Here is an 18,118-nt window from a genome sequence, read left to right as displayed (position 1 = left end):
CAGCGATATGCCTGCCCCTCACAATGATCAGTAATCCGCTGGCCGCATCAGCGTGACGACGCGCCGTGTCATCGCTGGATTGGCCGGATCCTCTGACCCGAACGCCAGTTTGGTGTCGTAATAATCGATTTTCATCAGCACCTTGATGCCATCGACATCCATGCTTGCAAAGTCCCGCTCGGGCGAGTCCGGGGCGAAGGTGCAATGGCGCAGAGCGGCCATCAACCGAGCCTGTGCCATCAAGCTGTCTGCCACCGTTTCGCCGCCGAGTTCTGCAAGCAGCCCGGAGGTCATGACGATGCGGGCCGTGCGGTCGCGGCCCCGGCGCACGGCATCATTGAGCAGCGCGATGCGCTCGGTGCGCTGCTGAGCGCAAGCGAGGTCGGATGTGTCATGCATTGGAGGTCTCGTCCCGATCCAGGAGGGAACAAGCGGACAGCTGAACATCGATCGCGGTCCCGGGAGCGACCGTGATAGCGACCTGCCGGTCCTTGGGAATGACCCACAGGATGCCGGCGAGCGTATCGCGGATGCGCGCCGCGACGGCCTCGTCCTCGCCGAGCAGCACCCGGGCCGCGAGTTCGCGCGCATCGCGCATGAAGTGCTCGTGCTGGGTGTCCCAGGAGTCGGCCTCGCTGTCGTCGCTTGCGCAGAAACAGACGTTCTCGATGAGATCGACCAGCGTTTCAGGGGTCAGGTCTGCCCCCGGCACGTAAGCGATGCGGATCTGGTCGACGCCGCTGTACCAGCCATCTTCGTTTACGACAAAGGCGACATCTGCCGGGATCCGTTCCTCGCGTTGGGTCTCGGTGGCGCGGTGGAAGAGGCAGAACCTCAGTTCGATCGTCTCGGCACGCACATGGTCCTGGAGCGAAGGGAAGCTTCCGTTTTCGGCGATGATGTGGTGCTGCTCCCCGGCTGCAACATAGAAGCGCACGTTGCCGAGCTGATACAGCGCATTATACCAGCCATAGCCTGCGTAAGGAGGATGGTTCTCAGCGAGGTGCGGGCGCAGGGGATGCGTGCGCAGCGCGCGCTCCAGTCCCTGCCCGATATCGGGCTCGAGATCCGCAACAAGGATCGTGTCCGGTCCTGTAGCGACCTCCTCATACTCGACATTGACGTTGTCGCTTTCCGCGATAGCCGCATGCCAGCGGGGCAGGCAGGGGTCGGCCTCCGGCAGTGCGACCCCCAGATCGCGCGCTTCCTTCCAGTTCTCGAAGGAAAGCCGGTGCTGGCCTTTGTGCGCCAGCGCGGCATAGATCGTGCGCTTGCAAGCTGTCTGAAGCGCCGCAAAGGCCGCGTTCTCGACGAACTCCTTGCGGGCCGGGAGGACAAGGGCAAGGCCCGGGGTGGAGCCGATATCGAGCCGGGCATGATAGGTCTTGCCGCCGAGGCTCTCCGACACACTGGCAAGCTTGCGGGTGAGCACCATGCCATGGAAGTTGGTCGTGGGGTCCTGGTGGTATTCGCGCCCCTCGAACACACCGATCTGGCTGCCGTTCCACTCGGCGATGTAGATCGCTTTGGCGAGAAAGTCCTCGCGCGGCACTTGCACGCCATTGAAGTAGACCGGCAGCGGGTAGAACTTCGCGACCTCGCGCACAATCCGCTCGGCCGTCTGCTCGCTCACGCCGGGCATCAGAAAGGTGATCGTCGTCCCAACCGGGCGGGCAAGGGGCCGCACGGCAATGTCCTGCGCACCGGTCCAGCCATCTGCGGGGACATGGACCGACCATCCGGTGGTGTCATCGACATGGCGCGAGCTGATGTGTGTGTCCTTGCCCGCCAGGCTGAAGACACCGATGCCTGCCGGGTCTTCGGCCTCATGGATTTTCTGGTCCCAGCCCGAGTCCCCCAGCGCAATCATGGTCTGGGGATCAGCAACGCCGGTTCCATCGTCGACAAGAGTCAGTCGCGCTCCGTCCTGATCTGCGCAGCAGGCGATATCGATCCGGGAAGCGCCCGCGCGGCGACTGTTCTGGAGGAGCTCGCCCAGAATATCGCCGATGGTGCCGTTGAAGAGGCGCGTGACTTTGGTGATCGTCTTCGGGCTGATGCTGGGTCGGATGACTGTCGGGTTCATGGCAAGGGGTCCTTCATCGCACTGGTTCGCCCTTCCCCTCCCCCTTCCCTTCCGATCGGTGAATTGATGCAAAGCCGGAGCTGGGCCGCCTTCGGCATGCCCTTCAGCCCACGCGTTTCGGTCGCAGGGTCTCTGGCATCGGGATCACTTCATGCGCCGTGTCGCGCAGAGCCGTGACTTCGCCGCGTGCGGCGTAGAGGTCCTTGGCGATCAGCGCGCAGACTTCGGCCTCGCCATAAGTTGGCCGGCCAAGGTGATCGACGCGTTCGACTTGCCGGGCAATCACGCCCACCTTGCCTTCCGGCACCCATTCGGCCCAGTCGCCCCAGGCGCTGGTGACGCAGAATTCGCCGATCGCGCCGATGTAGGCCTTGCGCGTCCGCAGGATCGCAGATGCATTTTCCTCGACGGCCTCGCCGGTAAAGGCGCTGAAGCGGTCTGGGTGCCAACATCGGGCGGTATCGCGCGCAAGCTGCAGGAAGCCTGCGGAACAGGAACCCTGCCGTTCAAGCTCGTTGGTGAAGGCGAGGATCGGGAGCGCCCAGTCGCAATCTTCTTCGTAAGCCCCGCCGTCGATCTGCAGCGCCGGCGGCATGGCCACTTGTCGCTGTTCCGACAGAATGATGCCCCCATGGCTGGCGGTCATGACAGACCATATGCCGGGGGCCAGCTGATCGGCCTGCTGGACGGCGCCCCAGATCGATATCGATGGGCGCGGCGATGGAGCAAAGCATGTCATGAGCGAACTCTCCTTCTTCAGGTTCGCTCAAATCCTCCCCCTCCCCTTCACGCGAGAATGCGGCGGGCTTCGCTGATAATTGTCTGAGGGGTCACGGCGCTGACCGGCAGGGATACGACAAGCCCGGCCTGAGCGAGACGCTCGCGTTCAATGCTGCGCAGTTCAAGATAGTCGGCATCATCTGACTGCAGGATCTGAAGCGCGAACTTGCATTCCTCCCCGCTATGCTCATCGAGCAGCGCCACCAGAAAATCCGGCCTCGCCGACCCCGCAGCCAGCGTGATGTCAAAGAGGACCTTCTTGACCGCCATCCTGACGCCGAGGCGGCGCAGTTCATATTGGGCCTGTTGGAGCGCGCGCAGCACATCGCGATCATGATCGCGCTCGGCAGGTACAAACTGGTTTCCGCTGAGCACAGGTTGGGCATAGGCGCGCAGCGCCAGGTATCCTTCGCGCCGACTGTGCTCGCCGACGACGGCAAGCACTAGGAACGGTGGCTCGACCTCGGCGCGGATGATCCCGGTGTGCTGGATGCGGTTGCGGATTTCGACGGTGCCAAGCCCCGTTACGACCTCGCTCGATGTGAGCTCGCTTGCTTCGAGAAGCAGGAATGCCTGCGGCGCAAATTCGGGCGGCCAGGTCTCGGCGGCAGAGCGTAACCGGGCATGGACCCGCCGCTTCTCGTAGTCGATGGCGTTGGTGTAGAGGTGATCCGACAGCCGAATGCCCGGCGCGATCTGGAGGCCCTCGGCTGCGCGCTTGAGGTACCGCATTTCTGCGCTGATCGAGCCTTCGCGTCGGCCACTGGGCGGCAATTCGCGCAGGACGTTTGCACCTGCCCGCTCGAGCAGCAACCAGAGCAGCTTGCCCAGGCGCGGGATCGCAACGCCGCGTGAGCGGTCGTCCGGCTCGATGTCTTCCGGCCTCTGTGCAAGCTTCTCCGGCGCCTTCTGGTGCGCGCTGAACAGGCCCTTGAAAAGGCCGATAGCGTAAAGCGAGTCCTTTGCGGTCTCGCGGATACGCGGCGGTGCCTGGGGCAAATGAAATGGGCATTTGGTATCGTGGCCTGGCCGCGAGGTAAGGCGCCTGAGATAGTAGGTTTCCTGAAAACTGAGATAGGCTGCGCTCATCAGCGGCGGCGGTCGCTCTGCCCCAAGGCAATCGCAGGCGATCCACTTGTGGTTCTCGCGCGCGGTTGAGACCAGCGAAACCGAAGCACGGTGGTCGGCCTCGCTGCCCCGGCCTGTATACCAGCGCACCAGCGCAGCCTTCAGCTCGTCGCTGATGGCGACCCTGCCGGTCTTTCCTGTGGTGTCCTTACCTACCAGCCACATGCATGATGACGCCTTGACCCTGTCGTTTGTTCACGTTATGTTCACAATTTGCAGGAGCCCATAAATAATGAACAAGGTCTTTGATATCGGCAAGTTCGACCTCGATGTCACGCTGCGCGACGCGGCACTTGATCCCAATTGCCGTCCAACCAAGCGTATGCTTGCCAATGCCTCGATCGGAGTGGAGCCGTTCGATGCCTATTACTCAGCGCGCGAGCTCTATGAGACCTTGCAGGGCGTGTTTCAGGGTCTGCCCAATGCCAAGGCTCGGCTGACGCAGATCCTGTCCTGCCATTGCGATGACTATCAGCGCTGCCTCTACTATGCGCTGGCAGGGCGCGGGATTGTCCAGATGCTTGACGATCTCGAATGGCTCTTCGAGCTCCTCGGGCCGCGGTGCCAGATGTCGGGTCACATTCTGCGCTCGGGCCAGCGTCCTGTGCCGATGGTCAACCCTTACGTATCGTCAGAGCCTGATGGCCCCGTTCCTGCCCGCAATGCCGACTTTACCGAAGGCCCATCCTGGTATCTCGATCCCGGCCTCGGAGGGATGATCGAGGACTAAGCGGCCATCAGTTATTGCGAAGGCCAAGCCGGTCGTCGTCATCAACAAGCGTGATGCGCCCGTCCCAGTCCCACAGGACCAGATTGAGCGCGTCCGCGGGTGCACCGCGGGCAAAGCTTGGGACAACGATGCCGGCATAGCCTTGCGCGATCGCGGCCTCCGCTAGGTCTTGCGTCGGGACCGGCTTGCCTGAGAGCATCCGATCACGCCACGACGGGTCGGCGAGCTCCGCCGGTGCGATGCCGAAGGGCTGCAATGCAGCGGCATCGCGGCCATCCAGCAAGGGTCCGATGTCGGCCTGATAGGCAACGAGGGTTGTTGGCTGTAACGTGCCGACCTGATTGGCCTCGCGAAGCGCCGTCTCGGGCGCGAGCGAAGTATAGAGCGCAGCGCGCCCCATGCGATTGAACCGTCCGCCAAACCGGGCCGCCCCCTCCCCCGACAACGGTTCGCGGGACCAGACCGGATTGTGGGCGCGGTAGAGCAGCCCTGTGAAGTGCATGCGCTTAAGCGTGAATGCCGGCGTCGACAGCGTCGATATAGGTCAGCACATCATCGGCCCGGTTGCTCTGTACGAGCTGCATTGCGGTCTGGCCCGAGAAGCCCGGCAGCGGCTCAGAGCGATACCACGCATAGGCCAGCAAGGCCGACCCGAAGCGCGGTTCAACCTTGTTGAGTATCTCGACCATCTGGCGAAGGCGGCGCTGGGTCCGGTCCGACGCGATCCGGTCCTTGCGCTGGATCGCATCCTTGCCGAGGCCCAGCGAGCGTGCGAGTTCGTCGCTGGTCGTCCGCAGCGCGTCGACGATCTTGCGCGGAGCAAACGCGCCGTTGTCAGCGTAGTTTTGAATCGCCATTGCACTTTCCCATGAATTCTGACGCGATATAGCGTCAAATCTTGCGGTAATCAAGGTTTGGTGTGCCCGACCCAGCAGGTGTCCGGTTTTGCCGAAGCAGTTACTCGCTCTTACAGAACCACGACCTGCAGTTCGATCGCACCGGGAAGGCCCTCTTCTGCAGGAATAACGCAGAAGGGCTGGAGCTTGCTATCCGTCCTTACCACGGCATGGCTCTGCCCGGAATTTGCGGTCATCCGAATGGCGACGCGCTCGGCATTGGCGCGCCCGCACAGGATCGCCCTTCTTGGGTCGAGGCTCTGAGGCAGCATGATCATTCCCCAAGCGTTACGGCGTTGCCGGGAAAAATGTGCGCACCGCGCGCTTCGGGGGCAAGACCTCGAACCGGCGCTCCATCAATCTGCTGATGCGGAACCGGCCTCGGCCATCGGGCGTGCTGAGTTCAATCTTCGCGCCCCGCTTTGTCACCCGGAACTCGGCGTGTTCGCTCCCGTCGGTGAACTTCATGGGTTCAGGCAGCCGGATCAGGTCGCCATCGGCGATCTTGCGTTCCTTGAGCCGGAGCTGGCGGTAGCACCGGTTGCGCCAGTCGAGGGCATAAGGGTGACGGGTTGGCCCCAACTCCTCCAGGATACGTCTGGGGCACCCGGCCTCCACCGGTCCTGAATTTTCATCCATGTCCTTGTAGCCGAACAGGAGGCCGTCGGCTGCCTTGGGGTTCCAGCGGACCAGACAGATCACCGCGGAGATGGCGTGGGTCTGGTTGTTCGGTCCATAGCGCTGGACAGCCGCGTAGTAGGCCCCGGTTGTGGACACGCTTCTGATGACCCGGCAACCTTCGAGGGTGCCGGTTTCTTCATTTTCGCGCTCCCACGTGAACTGTTTGTCGAGATAGGCTTTGGGGGTCTCGAAGCCGCCCATTCCTGCACGGTGCATGTAAAGCCAGCCCATGTGCATTCTCCTTCAGATAAGCCCCGGCTGAAGCGGGGGAGCAATCTTCAATTCTCGCGCGATCCGCGCCGAGAGCGCGGGAATGTCTGCAAGGGCGGTGATCGGCGCTTTGCGCATCACCGCGCCAGGCGGTTTCCAGAAGGGGTTGCGCCAGGCCAGACCCGGCTCGCCAAACCGTTCCGGGCTGATGCGGACATAGATCCCGTCGGCTTCCAGCACATGCTCGCCCGCGAGTTGCTCCTGTGAGGTGTAATAGCTGATGCGGTAATCGGCGTGCTCGAGCCCGATCCCTGCTGCGATCTGGCGCAGAGCCCGCGTGCCCTCGCGCCGGTAGTGGCGCAGTTCTTCAGGACGATAGTCGAGCCCGCGTTTGACCAGCGCGATGATCGCAGGCCTGTGCTTGAGCTCGGCAAGGCGTTCGATGCACTGGGACCGCAGAGGCTGGTCGTCTGCCTCACATTCGGTCGGCCTTCCGTCAGCAATGCGTTGAAGGTGGCGCGTCAGCAGCAGCACAGCCGGACAGGTTGCGGCCTGCCGGCCTGCCAGACGGACATCATCAACGGCCTCGTTCAATGCCCGCAGCGCGTTTTCGAAGGTTGTCAGCCCATCGGGCTGGAGCGCGCGGCGGTAACGGTAATCGATGTCGCAGGACATGAGGCTTCCTTTCCATTGCAAGATGCAATGGCCCCATCCCCCTTCCCTCAATGCAGGCTGCCGCGGTGATCGATCGGGTTGTGCAGCGACAACGGCTCGTAGACCATCGGTCGCAGGAGCGCCCCTGGCGCAATCTGTTCGAGGATCCTTGCTATTGCCGAGACCGCCACGCCCGCCTCGGTTGTCTGGATGATGAGCGACCGGCCTTGACCCGGAACTGTGCCAAGCGACCAACCGGCGTCCCCCTTGCCGAGAAGACCGTCCAGCACCTGGCGTGGATCCTTCTGGGGGAACAGGCCTGCGATATACTCGGCCAGCACACCACCGATGGGCGCCCTCTCCTGGCCTGCGACATCGCTCGCATAACGGTGAAGCTGGGTGAGGCGAACGACCTCCTCCGGTGCCGGCTCAAGCAAAAGCCGGAACTGGCGCCGTCTCATCGGCTTCCTCCCCTTCTTCGCCCGCAGGTTCGCTCTGGTAGCCCGAATAGGCCGCAAGATGGTTGAACGCCTGATCGGCCTTCGCAGCTGCGGTGATGATCGCCGTCTTGTCGGCCTTGAGGATCTCCAGCCAGTGCGAGACGTAGCTGGCATGGCTCTCGTGAAGGTCTGCCGGAAGGCCCAATTCATAGCAGATGCGCGCACTCACCTGCTCGGCCACCAGCTCCTCGAAAGCGTATGCCTTGTCGCCGAAACGCTTGCCAAACTCGCGGGCGAGCCGCGATGCATGGCCCGACCAATGGCCGAGTTCGTGCGCTTTGGTGGCCACGAAGCCGTCTTCGGTGTTGAAGACATTGGGATGCGGAAGCTGAATAAAATCGGCGCCCGGCGAGTAGAACGCGCGGTCTCCGCCGAGGCGTATGTCCGCCGGGATCAGGCCGAAGAAGCGCTCGATGGCAGCGACTTTCTGCGAGGGCGTCGGCGGCGCTTCGGGCACCGGACTCGGATAGAAGTGCGGCGGCAGCCCGTCGATTTGCGATGCGTTGAACACGCTGTAGGCGCGCATGAAGCGGATTGTTTTCGACGATTCCTCGCCTGTTGCCTGGTCGACCGCCGTCTTCTTCGTGCTGTTGAAGTAGATGCTGGGCTCGGCCGTCTCGCCCTTGCGAACTTGTCCGCCAAGCTCAATGGCTTGCCGCCAGGTCATCCAGTAGCGCGAGCTATAGCCGTAGTGGTCGGCGACCGCCCAGAGATAGAGACGGTTGATCCCGGTGTAAGGGACGCCGGCAGCGCGCAGCGGTGCTCCGCCCATCCCGGTCTTCTTCCAGGGTCGGCGCCAGGGCAGTGTTCCAGCCTCGATTGTAGCGATGATCAAATTGGTGATTTCCTGCGCGACGTCGCGCTTGGGTCTTTGGCGCATTAGCCTGCTCCTCAACAAAAAAGAGGCCCGGCTCACTCAGGCGAGTGGCCGGGCCAAGTCATCAGGAGGGGTGATTGACCGCCTCAGGCGGCCACCGCCGCCTCTTCACAGGCGACTTCAGGTTGATCGTCATCGATCAGCTCGTCGGCCTCGCTGTCGGCTTCACCGTCAGCTTCAGCGTCATCGCAGACGCCGGAGACCGGGGCGCTCTCGTCGGTGTCCGGGATGACCGGATCAGCAGGATTGGCCCCAATCGTGAACTTCATGCCTTCAGGCAACCAGGCCAGCGCTGCTTCCTTGACGTCCTGTTCAACGATGGCCTTACCGGCAAAGATCGTCTCGCACGTCTTGGCAAGATCGGCCTTCTTCGATGCGGCATAGCGCGCTGCAAGATCGCTTCCGCCGACTTCCGTCAGTGCGGCAAGACACGAGGTCTTGCTCACGCGGTCGAAGAAATTCTCAGATGTCGGCCGCCACATCGCGGCAACGTCGATGTCGAGCATGCTGCCGATGACAGCATGGATCGGATGATATTCTGAACCATAGCCCTTCTTGGCTTCGAGCGAGATGGCCACCGCATAGGCGAGCCACGCAGCCTTGGCTTCGTCGGCAAGTTCGCGGAAGGCAATGAAGCGCTGGGCTGCACAGCCATGTTCCTGCCATGCCTTGTCGAGCGCGCCTTCAGCCTCGGCGAGAATCCCTTCGGCTGTGGACTGCGAAAGTTCTCCGGTCGCCGGATCGCTGGGGCGTCCGCCCTTGATCGAGGTTCCCCGGCTTTCGTAGCTGCGGCTGTCAGCCAGCGCGAAGATGGCAAAGTCGAGCGCGAGCCCCGCATCGGTGAGCAGCGATGCCGACAGGATATTACGGCGCTGGACCGAAAGCTCGTCGAACAGGCGGGCGCTGATCGGCTTCTCCGTGCCCGGCGCAACCGCCTCGGGCCTTGAAGGTGCAGCGCTGCCGCGCTTGGTGGAACCTGACACCGGCTCTTCGGCCGTCGCTGTCACTTTGCCACTTTCATCGGTCTCGAACGACAGGCGCTTTTCGCTATAGTAGTCCGCCTCGAGCACCATCTCGCCGCGGGTGGTGAGAACGAGGAACCGTCCGGCCTCGCCGCGCCATTCCTCGGGCAGTTCGCGCACCGGGTTATTGAGGTCGCTGCGCTCGGCATCGAGATCCTCGTACTCGGCCTCGAGCTGCCCGAAGTCGGCCTCGCTCCCTTCAATCTCGCCGTCATCGCCTTCGTCGATGATTGCGCTGATTTCGTCCATGCGCTTATCGATCGCGTCAATTCGGGCTCGTGCTTCTTCGGACAGCGGCGCGGGCGGCAGCCGGACAGCATTGACGCCCATTTCGCTGCGCGCCTGCCATGAATTGGTCGACGCAACCGGGCTGATCCATGCAAGGCCCGTTTCAGCAGCGATCCGCTGGGCTTCGGCTTCCATCTTTTCGGCCGCAAGCCGGTGGGCGATCTCGATATCGATCCAGCGATCATCTGCTGCTTCGCTGAAGAGGTCGCGCTCGATCTTGCCCCCGGCGGCCACATAGGCATCTTCGCCGATCAGTAGCGCGATTGGGTCATTGCCGCGCATGGAACCGCTCGCCACCATACGCCGGATGGCATCGGCGCTTGGGTTATAGGCGTACCGCATCTGCTCAAAGACCCGCAGTTGCACCTCGTGCTGGTCAGTCGCGGCGTAGGCCTTGGCGATCTCGAGGGTGACATCGCCTTTGGCGAGTGCTTCGAAAATCGGCTCGGCGAGGTTCGCTAGCCGCAAGCGGCCTTCCACGAAGCGCTGGGTCAGGCCAAAGCGTTTGGCGACCGCGGCAACGTCGCTGCCTTCCTTGATGAAGTGCTGGAAGGCGCGGCATTCCTCAGCTGGGGACATCCCGACGCGCTGGAAGTTCTCAGCCAGCGAGGCCTCGCCGGCTTCCTCTTCGCTACCCTCGAGCAGCTTGCATTCGATCTCGGTATCGGGGTTCCACGCACCGCGCGCGACGATCATCTCGATGGCGCGCAACCGCCGACCACCCGCGATCACGGCAAACTTGCCGCGCTTTTTGCTCTTGGTGACCAGCAGGTTCTGCAACAGGCCGCGCGCTTCGATATCGGCGGAAAGCTGGATATCATCTTCTTCGCTGCGCGTTTTGCGGACATTGGCATCGCTCAGATAGAGCCGGGAAAAGGGAATAAGCATCGTCGTCACTCCTGATGTGCACCCGGCAATCACCCGGGCACACATCCCCTCCCCCTCCCCTTCCGATCTGCGTTTCACGCAGGGCTCAGGGCTAGTCGTTGTCGCCCCGCGGATGGAAAGCGTGGCATGCTTCGGATTTGGAGCGCACGGCTCGTCAGAGTTCAAAATGTCGCAATGGTTGGATGCTCATGGTGAGGCGATCCTGGGATCGCCACAATTCGCAGCCCGAGCAGCCAGATTCGGATGCCGACCGTGGCTAAGCCGCTCGCGACTGCCAGAATCGCCGTCTAGCTCGGCCTGAAGCGGACATGCCGCTTTCGGGATGCTGCATCACACCGGAGAGTGTCGCAAAGTGGGTGGAATGCTGCCTGGCCGCTTTCGGGTGACAGAACGCGACAGATGCCGTTGATCGCAGCCGACTCAGGCGTCGCCTATCGACCCAGAGTCCGTCGTTCGGGCCGGTCGAATTTGACGACCGGCTCCGCCAGAAGCCGCCACATCGATTGCGGGACTGCGCCTTGCTCCCGCTCGTGCTCGTCCCTTGCCGGACCAGTTCAGTCCAGACCAATCCCGCTGCCGAATGTTCTCGTGATGAGGCCTGTCAAGCGCTGCTGAATGGTGCGAATCCGGGCTTCGGGGCCTGCGATGGAAACGACCAGTGGGCGTCCGTCGAGTTCATACCCGACGAGCATGGCGACGGCCGAGGCCTCAGCGAATACACCGCCATGCACGACCGCCATGCCGCTCGTGCGAACATGGCTCACTGCATCAATCACCGAGTCCAGATCCGGCACCTTGGCCAGCGCGCGACGATCTTTCTCCCAGCGTGCGTGAATCTGCTGGTTCGAAAGTGATGCAAGATAGGCAAGGCCGACAGAGGAATACCATAGTGGGAGCCGCTGGCCGATCTCGGCCACAAATGAAATCGGGTTGCGGCTTTTGACGACCCTGATGATTTCCATCTCATGATCGATTGGCCACGAGGCCGTGACGGTTTCGCCGCTCTCGCGCTGCAGCTCCTCCATCAACTCGGCGAGCGGCGGGGGGAAATGCCCGGGATCGATCAGCCATGCACCAAGCTGTGCGAACTTGAGGGTCGGGAGATACGTCAGGGTCCGACGGTTCAGGCTGATCATCGAAAGCTCCGAGAGCTCCTTGAGCAGCGCCGCCACACTTGAGCGCGGTGCATCCAGATGTTCTGCAATTTCAGCGCCTGTCAGCCCGGACTTGCGATCGGCAAAGAGCGCATAAAGGGCAATGCAGCGTGAAACGGACTGACTGACGGAAGCCATAGCTAAATCCATAAATATAGAACTTTGATCGAATATCTAGATATCGTTGACACGTCAATCGAAATGCACGAGCCTTGAGGGTGGGGAGTACAAGCATGCCGAAACTTGCCAGTCTGGGTGCCGAAACCGCAGTCGCGATCTACCGGACTATGGTCCGCATCGCGCAGTGCGACCAGCGCATCCAGCAGGGGCTTGCGGCGGGCGACCTTCAGTTCCAATATTATCCGGCGGGCGGGCAGGAAGCGATTCCGGCCACCATAATGGCCCTCCTCAAGCCCGATGATCTTGCTGTCACGACCTACCGGGTCATCCATGACATCGTCGCCAAGGGCACGCCGATGCGCGAGATCATGGCCGAGATGTATGGCAAGGTCACCGGCACCTGCAAAGGCAAGGGCGGCCCCATGCACCTGACCGCGCCCGACAGCGGCCTGATGGTCACCACCGGGATCGTCGGGGCCGGGGCGCCGATTGCAGCGGGCCTTGCGCTGGCTGAAACCATGCAGGGAACCGGCCGGGTGACGGTCTGCAGTTTCGGCGACGGCGCGGCCAATATCGGTGCGGTGCATGAGGCCCTGAATCTGGCTGCGGTCTGGAAACTGCCGGTGGTGTTTGTCTGCCAGAACAATCTCTATGCCGAGTACACCAGCTTTGCCGAGAGCACCGCATCCGAAAGCATCGCGTCCCGGGCAGCCGGTTACGGCATGCCGGGCGAAAGCTGCGACGGGGCGGATCCGGCGTCGATCCATGAAGCCGCCACCCGGGCGATTGTGCGGGCACGGTCGGGCGAGGGGCCGACCTTGCTTGAATGCATTGCGCCGCGCCTGCAGGGGCACGCGTTCGGGTCTGATACGGACCACATGGATCAGGCAAGTCTCGCACACGCGAAGGCCAAAGCTCCGTGCATCACCGTGCGGCAGCGACTGATCGACGAGGGGTTGGCAACCGAAGGTCAGCTGGCGCAGATCGAAGCCGAAGCCAAGGCGGAAGTGGACGACGCGCAGCGGTTCGCCATCGACAGCGATCCCCCGCCGCTTTCAGAGTTGCAGAGCGACGTCTTTGCCGACAGCGCGGATATCCCCTACAGCAGGCAGGCAGCGGCCGCCGCCGAAGTCCACGCCCCCGGCGCGCGGCGGCAGATGACCTTCGGCATGGCGGTCAACGAGGCGATGGCGATCGCGCTGGAACGCGACCCTGCCGTGTTCTTGCTTGGGGAGGACATTCACGATCCCGCCGGCGGTATCGTCAAGGCGACGATCGGCTTGTCGAGCCGCTTCGGACTAGACCGTGTACGGCCGACCCCGATTTCCGAACAGGCGATTGTCGGCGCTGCGATCGGGGCGTCGATGCGGGGTATGAAACCTGTCGCCGAAATCATGGTGAACGATTTCGCCATGGTAGCCATGGATCAGATCGCCAACCATGCGGCGAAACTGAGATACATGTCGGGTGGGCGAACCACTGTTCCGCTCACGATCCGGTCTTTGACGGCGGGAAATGTCGGCAGTTTCGGCGCGCAGCACTCGCAATCGCTCGAAGCCTGGTTTGCGCACACGCCTGGGCTGAAGATCGTCGCGCCATCCAACGCGCATGATGCCAAGGGCCTGCTGCTCGCATGCATCGACGACCCCGACCCGTGCATCCAGATTGAAGCGATGCGATGCTTTTTCGTGCCGGGCGACGTGCCGGAAGGCCATTATTTCGTCCCGCTGGGCAAGGCCGCCGTAAGGCAGGCTGGCGATGACATTACCATCGTTTCCTACAGCTGGGGCATGCAGGAAGTACACGGCGCCGCAGTCCAGCTGGCTGAGGCCGGGCACAGTGTCGAGATCATCGATCTGCGCACCATCGTGCCGCTGGATTACGACGCGGTGAGGGCGTCAGCGCAGAAAACCGGCCGGGTGCTGATTGTGCATCCTGCTGTCGAGTTTGGCGGCTTCGGGGCTGAGCTGGCGGCGAAACTGCAGCAGGATCTGTTTGGCAAGCTCAAGGCGCCGGTGGGACGTTACGGCGCGCCCTACACCTCGATCCCCTTCGCAAAGAATCTCGAAGCGGCCTACTTCCCCAATGCCGGCGGCATCGTCGAACGCGCGCAGGCGTTGCTGGGGTATCGCTGACATGGCCCGCATGACGCTCAAGGTTCCAAAGGGCGCGGTGTCGATGCAGAACGGCACGATTGCCGAATGGTTCGTGGCGGCGGGAGACACCGTTGCCATCGGCCAGCTGATCTATGCGATCGAAACCGAGAAAACCACGCTTGAGGTCGAAAGTCCGTTCGCGGGGATCATCACGCCTCTGGCCGAAGTGGGCCAGACATTGCCAGTCGGCGCGCCCGTCGCAACCATCGAAAGCTGAGGGGAAACCGAATGAACCGAGCACATCAGTTTATCACTGGGCTGCTGGCCGCAACGGCCATGCCCGCCGCCGCGCTGGCACAAGACACGCCGCAGGCCGAAGAAGGCGGTTTCGGCGTTGAGGAAATCATCGTGACGGCAGAACGCCGCAGCGACACGATGCAGGACACGCCGATTGCGATCACCGCCGTCACCGGTGACGATCTGGCCCGGTCAAGCATTTTCGATACCGAAGCCCTCGCGGCAACGGTTCCGGGGCTGGTGATCCAGCGCGATGTCGTCGGCAAGGTTGTGATCCGCGGGATCGGAACGGAGAACTTCACCGTCGGCGGCGATCCGGGTGTGGCGACCTATGTCGACGGGGCTTACATCGCGCGCTCATCGGCGGGGATCTTCGACTTCTTCGATGTCGAACGGGTGGAAGTGCTGCGCGGGCCGCAGGGCACGCTCTACGGACGCAACGCGACCGGCGGCGTCATCAACGTCATTTCGCGCGCTCCCTCCGAAGACTTTGAGGTTCGCGGCGCGCTGACGTATGGCAATTACGAAATGATGCGTGGTGAAGCGGCGATTTCCGGACCGATCACCGAAGGAATCCGGTTCCGCCTTGCGGGCCTCGTTTCCAAGCGTGATGGCTTTACCAACAACATCTTCCCGGGCATCGGGGCACGCGGGCTGGACGAACTCGACACCAAGGATCTGTGGGCGATCCGGGGGCGGCTTGATCTCGACATCGGCGACCGGGTCAAACTGGAGCTGATCGGCGATATCTACCGCGACGATTCCAACCCGCCGGCATTCTGGTATACCGACGACACGCTCCCGTGGCAGTCGCCCACCTCGGTTTTCCCGCGGGGCCTGAGGACGATCAGTCAGGGCTACGAAACGGCGACCCCCGGCTTGCCTGATCTGGAAGTTGGGCAGGCCAACCGACAGGATCAGAACGGCATTACCGGCCGCCTCACCTATGAAGGCGACGGGTTCACGGTGACCTCGGTGTCGGCCTGGCGCGATATCGAATTCGACTGGATCAATGACGGTGACGGCTTGTCCGATTTCCTGGTTGTCTATTTCCAGCGCGACGAGTCCGAGCAGTTCAGCCAGGATATCCAGATCGCCTCCAGCGGCGACGGCCCGTTCCAGTGGATCGTCGGTGGAAGTTATCTGACGGAAGATTCGCAAGGTCTTTACGCCATCCCGCTCGGCCCGGCCTTCGGCAATTCGACCATCGCCTATGTCGGGACGAACAAGACCGAGGCTTTCGGGGTCTTTGCCGAAGGGTCATATACCTTCGGCGACCTGACGGTGACTGCCGGTCTGCGCTATGCGGACGAGACCAAGGACGCGACGCTCAATTACTTGTTCCCGCTGATCGGACTCGATCTCGATTACGATGAGAGCCTGAGTTTCAATGCGCTGACGCCGCGTTTCGTGATCGAGTATCAACCGCGCGACGACCTCAACTTCTACGGTTCGATCACGCGCGGGTTCAAGTCTGGCGGCTTCTCGTTGCTCGACAACCCGCTCAACGCTTTCGATGCGGAAAAGGTATGGGCTTATGAAGCCGGGATGAAGTCGCAATTCCTCAATGACCGGGTCCGGTTCAATCTCACAGGCTTCCTCTACGACTACACCGATCAGCAGCTCAGCCAGGTGACCAACCTTGCCACCTTGACCAGCAACGCCGGTTCCTCGACGATCTGGGGGATCGAGAGCGAATTCGTGGTGATCCCGGCTCCGGGGTTGCGGCTGGAAGGCAATGTTGCCTACCTCAACACCCGGTTTGACGAATTCTGCACCACAGACACGCGCAACCCGGCGCTGCCGCTCGACCCGGCCAATTGCACCTTCTCCAATGGCATGGGCGGCACCTTTGTGACGGGCAACCTCGCCGGAAACCAGCTCCCGCGCGCACCGGACCTGAGCGCTTTTGTGGCAGCGACCTACGAAACCTCGCTCGGCGAGAACTTCGATGGCTTTGTCAGGGGCGAATGGCAGTTCACTGGCGATCAATTCTTCTCGGTCTTCAACCGGCCCAACATCGCTCAGCCCGGCTACAGCCTGTTCAACGCCAGCGCCGGGATCAGCTCGGCCGAGGGCAACTGGAACATCCAGGTTTGGGGCCGCAACATCTTCGACAAGGAATACTTCTCCAACCTGTTCGAATCCGGCGTGCTCGCCAATCTGGTCGTCCCGCAAGGTTTCGTCGCGCCGCCGGCCACCTATGGTGTGACGCTTGGTTTCAACTTCTGATCGCTGGAGGCGCACATGGCCTATGTAACTGCGGTCGATGGGATGCCGATCTACTACACAGATCAGGGTCACGGCCCCTTACTGGTTCTGCTGCACGGGCTGATGCTGACGGTCGATGGTTTCTGGACGCAAAACCTTGCCGTCTTGGCGCAAGGCTGCCGGGTGATCGCCATCGACCATCGTAGCCATGGGCAATCGGGCAAGCCGCTTGGCCCGCATTCGATCAGCCAGTGTGCCGACGATCTGAAGGAAGTACTCGATGCGCTCGACCTTCAGGACTGCACGTTGGCCGGCGTTGCATTCGGCGCAATGGTGATGTTCGAATACCGGCGCCGCCATGGCAATCATCGCCTGCGCCGACTGGCGATCATCGAGGCGCAGGTGAAATTGACCAACGCGCCTGGATGGGACCACCCCACCTTCGGTAATTTTCCGCCAGAGGCAGCCAGCGGCTTTGTGGAAGCGTGCCGGCACAGCCGCGAACCCTTAACCGGGTTCCTGTCCGGGGCCTTCGGCACCATGCCCGGCAATGCCGAAATGGCGCGGATGCAGGCGCAGGCCTGGCTGACGCCGACGGCAGCGGCCATCGCCTATGTGGAAGACATGATCGCCGCCGATTACCGTGCCGATCTGGCCGGTATCGATCTGCCGACCCTGCTGATCTATGGCCGCTTCAACAACGTCCCCATTCCCAGCGAACTTGGTGAGTGGATTGCAGGGCAGGTGCCGGGAGCGCGGCTGGTGCGGTTCGACGACGCCGGGCATTCCCCGTTCTACGAGCAGCCCGAAAGGTTCAACGCACTGCTGGCGGAGTTCGTGCATGACTGATGTGGCCGGGGCCTTTCTCGTCATCCGATCGAACGCGCCCGATATCCTGTTCCGGGAATTTCGCGAAGCGGTTGCCGAACGGCACCCGGTTGCAGGCGCCGCACGCCTGCACGAAGTGGCGTTGCTGGAACCCGGCAGCGTGGCCGCCCACACCATGATCCTGCCCTTTGCCGACAATGACGCCGCACGCGACGCTTTTGCGGCAATGCCGGTCGAACTGATTGCGATGCCAGCCGCGCCGCTGGCACTGTTGACCGGCGCGGTGGCGGCTGAAGGGTTTCCCGATCCGGCGATACCGACAAAGGCCAATGTCCCCTTCGCGGAAGAAGACGGCCCCGTGCTGATGCTGATCGAAGGCACAGGCCGCGATCAGGACCGGATGGACCAGTATCGCGACATCCTGCTGCCGATGATGTTCGATCTGGGTGCCTATTACACCGTCTTTGACCTTGGCGGATCAGTCGAGGTTTTGTCGGGAAGCTGGGACGAGGCGATCTTCGCCATCAGCCGCTGGCCCAGCCGTGGGATCGCCGAACGGTTCTGGATGAGCGAGCGATATCAACGCGATGCCATTCCCTTGCGGATCGATATCGGCCGCTTTGAAGTGGCGCTCATCCCAGAAACCATCGGCTGACGGTCGAGACCGGACGA

The 18,118-nt window shown here is 62.5% G+C and carries 19 protein-coding genes; 6 read left to right on the top strand and 13 right to left on the bottom strand.

The features are described 5' to 3' along the window. Positions 1-27: 27 nt before the first annotated feature. The 4 genes from CHX26_RS02965 to CHX26_RS02950 all read right to left on the bottom strand — a co-directional run bounded on the left by CHX26_RS02965 (position 28) and on the right by CHX26_RS02950 (position 4,159). Positions 28-399, bottom strand: coding sequence for a DUF3768 domain-containing protein (locus CHX26_RS02965; protein ID WP_104941089.1), 372 nt, complete (start codon positions 397-399; stop codon positions 28-30). After that, positions 392-2,086, bottom strand: coding sequence for an ATP-binding protein (locus CHX26_RS02960; RefSeq protein WP_104941088.1), 1,695 nt, complete (start codon positions 2,084-2,086; stop codon positions 392-394). The genes CHX26_RS02965 and CHX26_RS02960 overlap by 8 nt, the downstream gene beginning before the upstream one ends. Positions 2,087-2,189: 103 nt before the next feature. Next, a complete protein-coding gene (locus CHX26_RS02955) occupies positions 2,190-2,825 on the bottom strand; it encodes a DUF7007 domain-containing protein (RefSeq protein ID WP_104941087.1) in 636 nt (211 codons plus the stop codon). 47 nt (positions 2,826-2,872) lie between these two features. Further along, positions 2,873-4,159 (bottom strand): hypothetical protein, encoded by a 1,287-nt coding sequence (locus tag CHX26_RS02950; protein WP_104941086.1) that lies wholly within the window; start codon positions 4,157-4,159, stop codon positions 2,873-2,875. Positions 4,160-4,226: 67 nt separating this feature from the next. On the opposite strand from CHX26_RS02950, the gene CHX26_RS02945 reads away from it, so the two are divergent. Then, positions 4,227-4,724: a hypothetical protein gene (locus CHX26_RS02945; RefSeq protein ID WP_104941085.1), complete on the top strand. Its 498-nt coding sequence runs from the start codon at positions 4,227-4,229 to the stop codon at positions 4,722-4,724. A 7-nt stretch (positions 4,725-4,731) separates the two neighbouring features. Here CHX26_RS02945 and CHX26_RS02940 read toward each other — a convergent pair whose 3' ends face one another. The 9 genes from CHX26_RS02940 to CHX26_RS02900 all read right to left on the bottom strand — a co-directional run bounded on the left by CHX26_RS02940 (position 4,732) and on the right by CHX26_RS02900 (position 12,032). Then, on the bottom strand, positions 4,732-5,226 hold the full coding sequence (locus CHX26_RS02940) for an RES family NAD+ phosphorylase (RefSeq protein WP_104941084.1): 495 nt from the start codon (positions 5,224-5,226) through the stop codon (positions 4,732-4,734). Between the two features lie 4 nt (positions 5,227-5,230). Next, positions 5,231-5,581, bottom strand: a complete 351-nt coding sequence (locus CHX26_RS02935; RefSeq protein WP_104941083.1) for an antitoxin Xre/MbcA/ParS toxin-binding domain-containing protein — start codon at positions 5,579-5,581, stop codon at positions 5,231-5,233. A 110-nt stretch (positions 5,582-5,691) separates the two neighbouring features. After that, positions 5,692-5,892, bottom strand: a complete 201-nt coding sequence (locus CHX26_RS02930; protein WP_146107630.1) for a hypothetical protein — start codon at positions 5,890-5,892, stop codon at positions 5,692-5,694. Positions 5,893-5,908: 16 nt separating this feature from the next. Continuing rightward, entirely contained in the window at positions 5,909-6,532 is a 624-nt protein-coding gene (locus CHX26_RS02925) for a DUF6927 domain-containing protein (protein ID WP_104943215.1), read from the bottom strand. Positions 6,533-6,544: 12 nt separating this feature from the next. Further along, positions 6,545-7,186, bottom strand: coding sequence for a hypothetical protein (locus CHX26_RS02920; protein ID WP_104941081.1), 642 nt, complete (start codon positions 7,184-7,186; stop codon positions 6,545-6,547). Between the two features lie 47 nt (positions 7,187-7,233). Further along, positions 7,234-7,626: a hypothetical protein gene (locus tag CHX26_RS02915; protein ID WP_104941080.1), complete on the bottom strand. Its 393-nt coding sequence runs from the start codon at positions 7,624-7,626 to the stop codon at positions 7,234-7,236. Continuing rightward, positions 7,595-8,581, bottom strand: a complete 987-nt coding sequence (locus CHX26_RS02910) for an ArdC family protein (protein WP_335682314.1) — start codon at positions 8,579-8,581, stop codon at positions 7,595-7,597. The genes CHX26_RS02915 and CHX26_RS02910 overlap by 32 nt, the downstream gene beginning before the upstream one ends. 47 nt (positions 8,582-8,628) lie before the next feature. Then, positions 8,629-10,740 (bottom strand): ParB/RepB/Spo0J family partition protein, encoded by a 2,112-nt coding sequence (locus CHX26_RS02905; RefSeq protein WP_104941078.1) that lies wholly within the window; start codon positions 10,738-10,740, stop codon positions 8,629-8,631. Between the two features lie 554 nt (positions 10,741-11,294). Then, on the bottom strand, positions 11,295-12,032 hold the full coding sequence (locus tag CHX26_RS02900; RefSeq protein WP_172449662.1) for an IclR family transcriptional regulator: 738 nt from the start codon (positions 12,030-12,032) through the stop codon (positions 11,295-11,297). Between the two features lie 95 nt (positions 12,033-12,127). Here CHX26_RS02900 and CHX26_RS16180 point away from each other — a divergent pair, with 95 nt between their 5' ends. From CHX26_RS16180 to CHX26_RS02875, 5 genes are read left to right on the top strand one after another with little or no spacing between them, the layout of a single operon-like run. After that, positions 12,128-14,149 carry an alpha-ketoacid dehydrogenase subunit alpha/beta gene (locus tag CHX26_RS16180; protein ID WP_104941076.1) on the top strand — a complete coding sequence of 674 codons (2,022 nt, stop codon included), beginning with the start codon at positions 12,128-12,130 and terminating at the stop codon, positions 14,147-14,149. A 1-nt stretch (position 14,150) separates the two neighbouring features. Continuing rightward, positions 14,151-14,387: a lipoyl domain-containing protein gene (locus tag CHX26_RS02890; protein ID WP_104941075.1), complete on the top strand. Its 237-nt coding sequence runs from the start codon at positions 14,151-14,153 to the stop codon at positions 14,385-14,387. Positions 14,388-14,398: 11 nt separating this feature from the next. Next, positions 14,399-16,639, top strand: coding sequence for a TonB-dependent receptor (locus CHX26_RS02885; protein ID WP_104941074.1), 2,241 nt, complete (start codon positions 14,399-14,401; stop codon positions 16,637-16,639). Between the two features lie 15 nt (positions 16,640-16,654). After that, complete coding sequence (locus CHX26_RS02880; RefSeq protein ID WP_104941073.1) at positions 16,655-17,467, top strand: alpha/beta fold hydrolase; 813 nt, start codon at positions 16,655-16,657, stop codon at positions 17,465-17,467. Then, positions 17,460-18,101 (top strand): DUF1330 domain-containing protein, encoded by a 642-nt coding sequence (locus tag CHX26_RS02875; protein ID WP_104941072.1) that lies wholly within the window; start codon positions 17,460-17,462, stop codon positions 18,099-18,101. Before CHX26_RS02880 ends, CHX26_RS02875 begins: the two co-directional genes overlap by 8 nt. The last annotated feature ends 17 nt before the right edge of the window (positions 18,102-18,118 follow it).

Origin of the sequence: Porphyrobacter sp. HT-58-2 (assembly GCF_002952215.1) — a bacterium.
In the GTDB taxonomy this organism is placed as follows: domain Bacteria; phylum Pseudomonadota; class Alphaproteobacteria; order Sphingomonadales; family Sphingomonadaceae; genus Erythrobacter.
The sequence above is the reverse complement of the archived record's forward strand: the minus strand, read 5'-3'. Positions and strand labels throughout refer to the sequence as shown.

Bases quoted from the DNA above. Each gene is read 5' to 3' on its own strand.
- CHX26_RS02965 (WP_104941089.1), bottom strand. From the start codon at position 399: ATGCATGACACATCCGACCTCGCTTGCGCTCAGCAGCGCACCGAGCGC.
- CHX26_RS02960 (WP_104941088.1), bottom strand. From the start codon at position 2,086: ATGAACCCGACAGTCATCCGACCCAGCATCAGCCCGAAGACGATCACC.
- CHX26_RS02955 (WP_104941087.1), bottom strand. From the start codon at position 2,825: ATGACATGCTTTGCTCCATCGCCGCGCCCATCGATATCGATCTGGGGC.
- CHX26_RS02950 (WP_104941086.1), bottom strand. From the start codon at position 4,159: ATGTGGCTGGTAGGTAAGGACACCACAGGAAAGACCGGCAGGGTCGCC.
- CHX26_RS02945 (WP_104941085.1), top strand. From the start codon at position 4,227: ATGAACAAGGTCTTTGATATCGGCAAGTTCGACCTCGATGTCACGCTG.
- CHX26_RS02940 (WP_104941084.1), bottom strand. From the start codon at position 5,226: ATGCACTTCACAGGGCTGCTCTACCGCGCCCACAATCCGGTCTGGTCC.
- CHX26_RS02935 (WP_104941083.1), bottom strand. From the start codon at position 5,581: ATGGCGATTCAAAACTACGCTGACAACGGCGCGTTTGCTCCGCGCAAG.
- CHX26_RS02930 (WP_146107630.1), bottom strand. From the start codon at position 5,892: ATGCTGCCTCAGAGCCTCGACCCAAGAAGGGCGATCCTGTGCGGGCGC.
- CHX26_RS02925 (WP_104943215.1), bottom strand. From the start codon at position 6,532: ATGGGCTGGCTTTACATGCACCGTGCAGGAATGGGCGGCTTCGAGACC.
- CHX26_RS02920 (WP_104941081.1), bottom strand. From the start codon at position 7,186: ATGTCCTGCGACATCGATTACCGTTACCGCCGCGCGCTCCAGCCCGAT.
- CHX26_RS02915 (WP_104941080.1), bottom strand. From the start codon at position 7,626: ATGAGACGGCGCCAGTTCCGGCTTTTGCTTGAGCCGGCACCGGAGGAG.
- CHX26_RS02905 (WP_104941078.1), bottom strand. From the start codon at position 10,740: ATGCTTATTCCCTTTTCCCGGCTCTATCTGAGCGATGCCAATGTCCGC.
- CHX26_RS02900 (WP_172449662.1), bottom strand. From the start codon at position 12,032: ATGGCTTCCGTCAGTCAGTCCGTTTCACGCTGCATTGCCCTTTATGCG.
- CHX26_RS16180 (WP_104941076.1), top strand. From the start codon at position 12,128: ATGCCGAAACTTGCCAGTCTGGGTGCCGAAACCGCAGTCGCGATCTAC.
- CHX26_RS02890 (WP_104941075.1), top strand. From the start codon at position 14,151: ATGGCCCGCATGACGCTCAAGGTTCCAAAGGGCGCGGTGTCGATGCAG.
- CHX26_RS02885 (WP_104941074.1), top strand. From the start codon at position 14,399: ATGAACCGAGCACATCAGTTTATCACTGGGCTGCTGGCCGCAACGGCC.
- CHX26_RS02880 (WP_104941073.1), top strand. From the start codon at position 16,655: ATGGCCTATGTAACTGCGGTCGATGGGATGCCGATCTACTACACAGAT.
- CHX26_RS02875 (WP_104941072.1), top strand. From the start codon at position 17,460: ATGACTGATGTGGCCGGGGCCTTTCTCGTCATCCGATCGAACGCGCCC.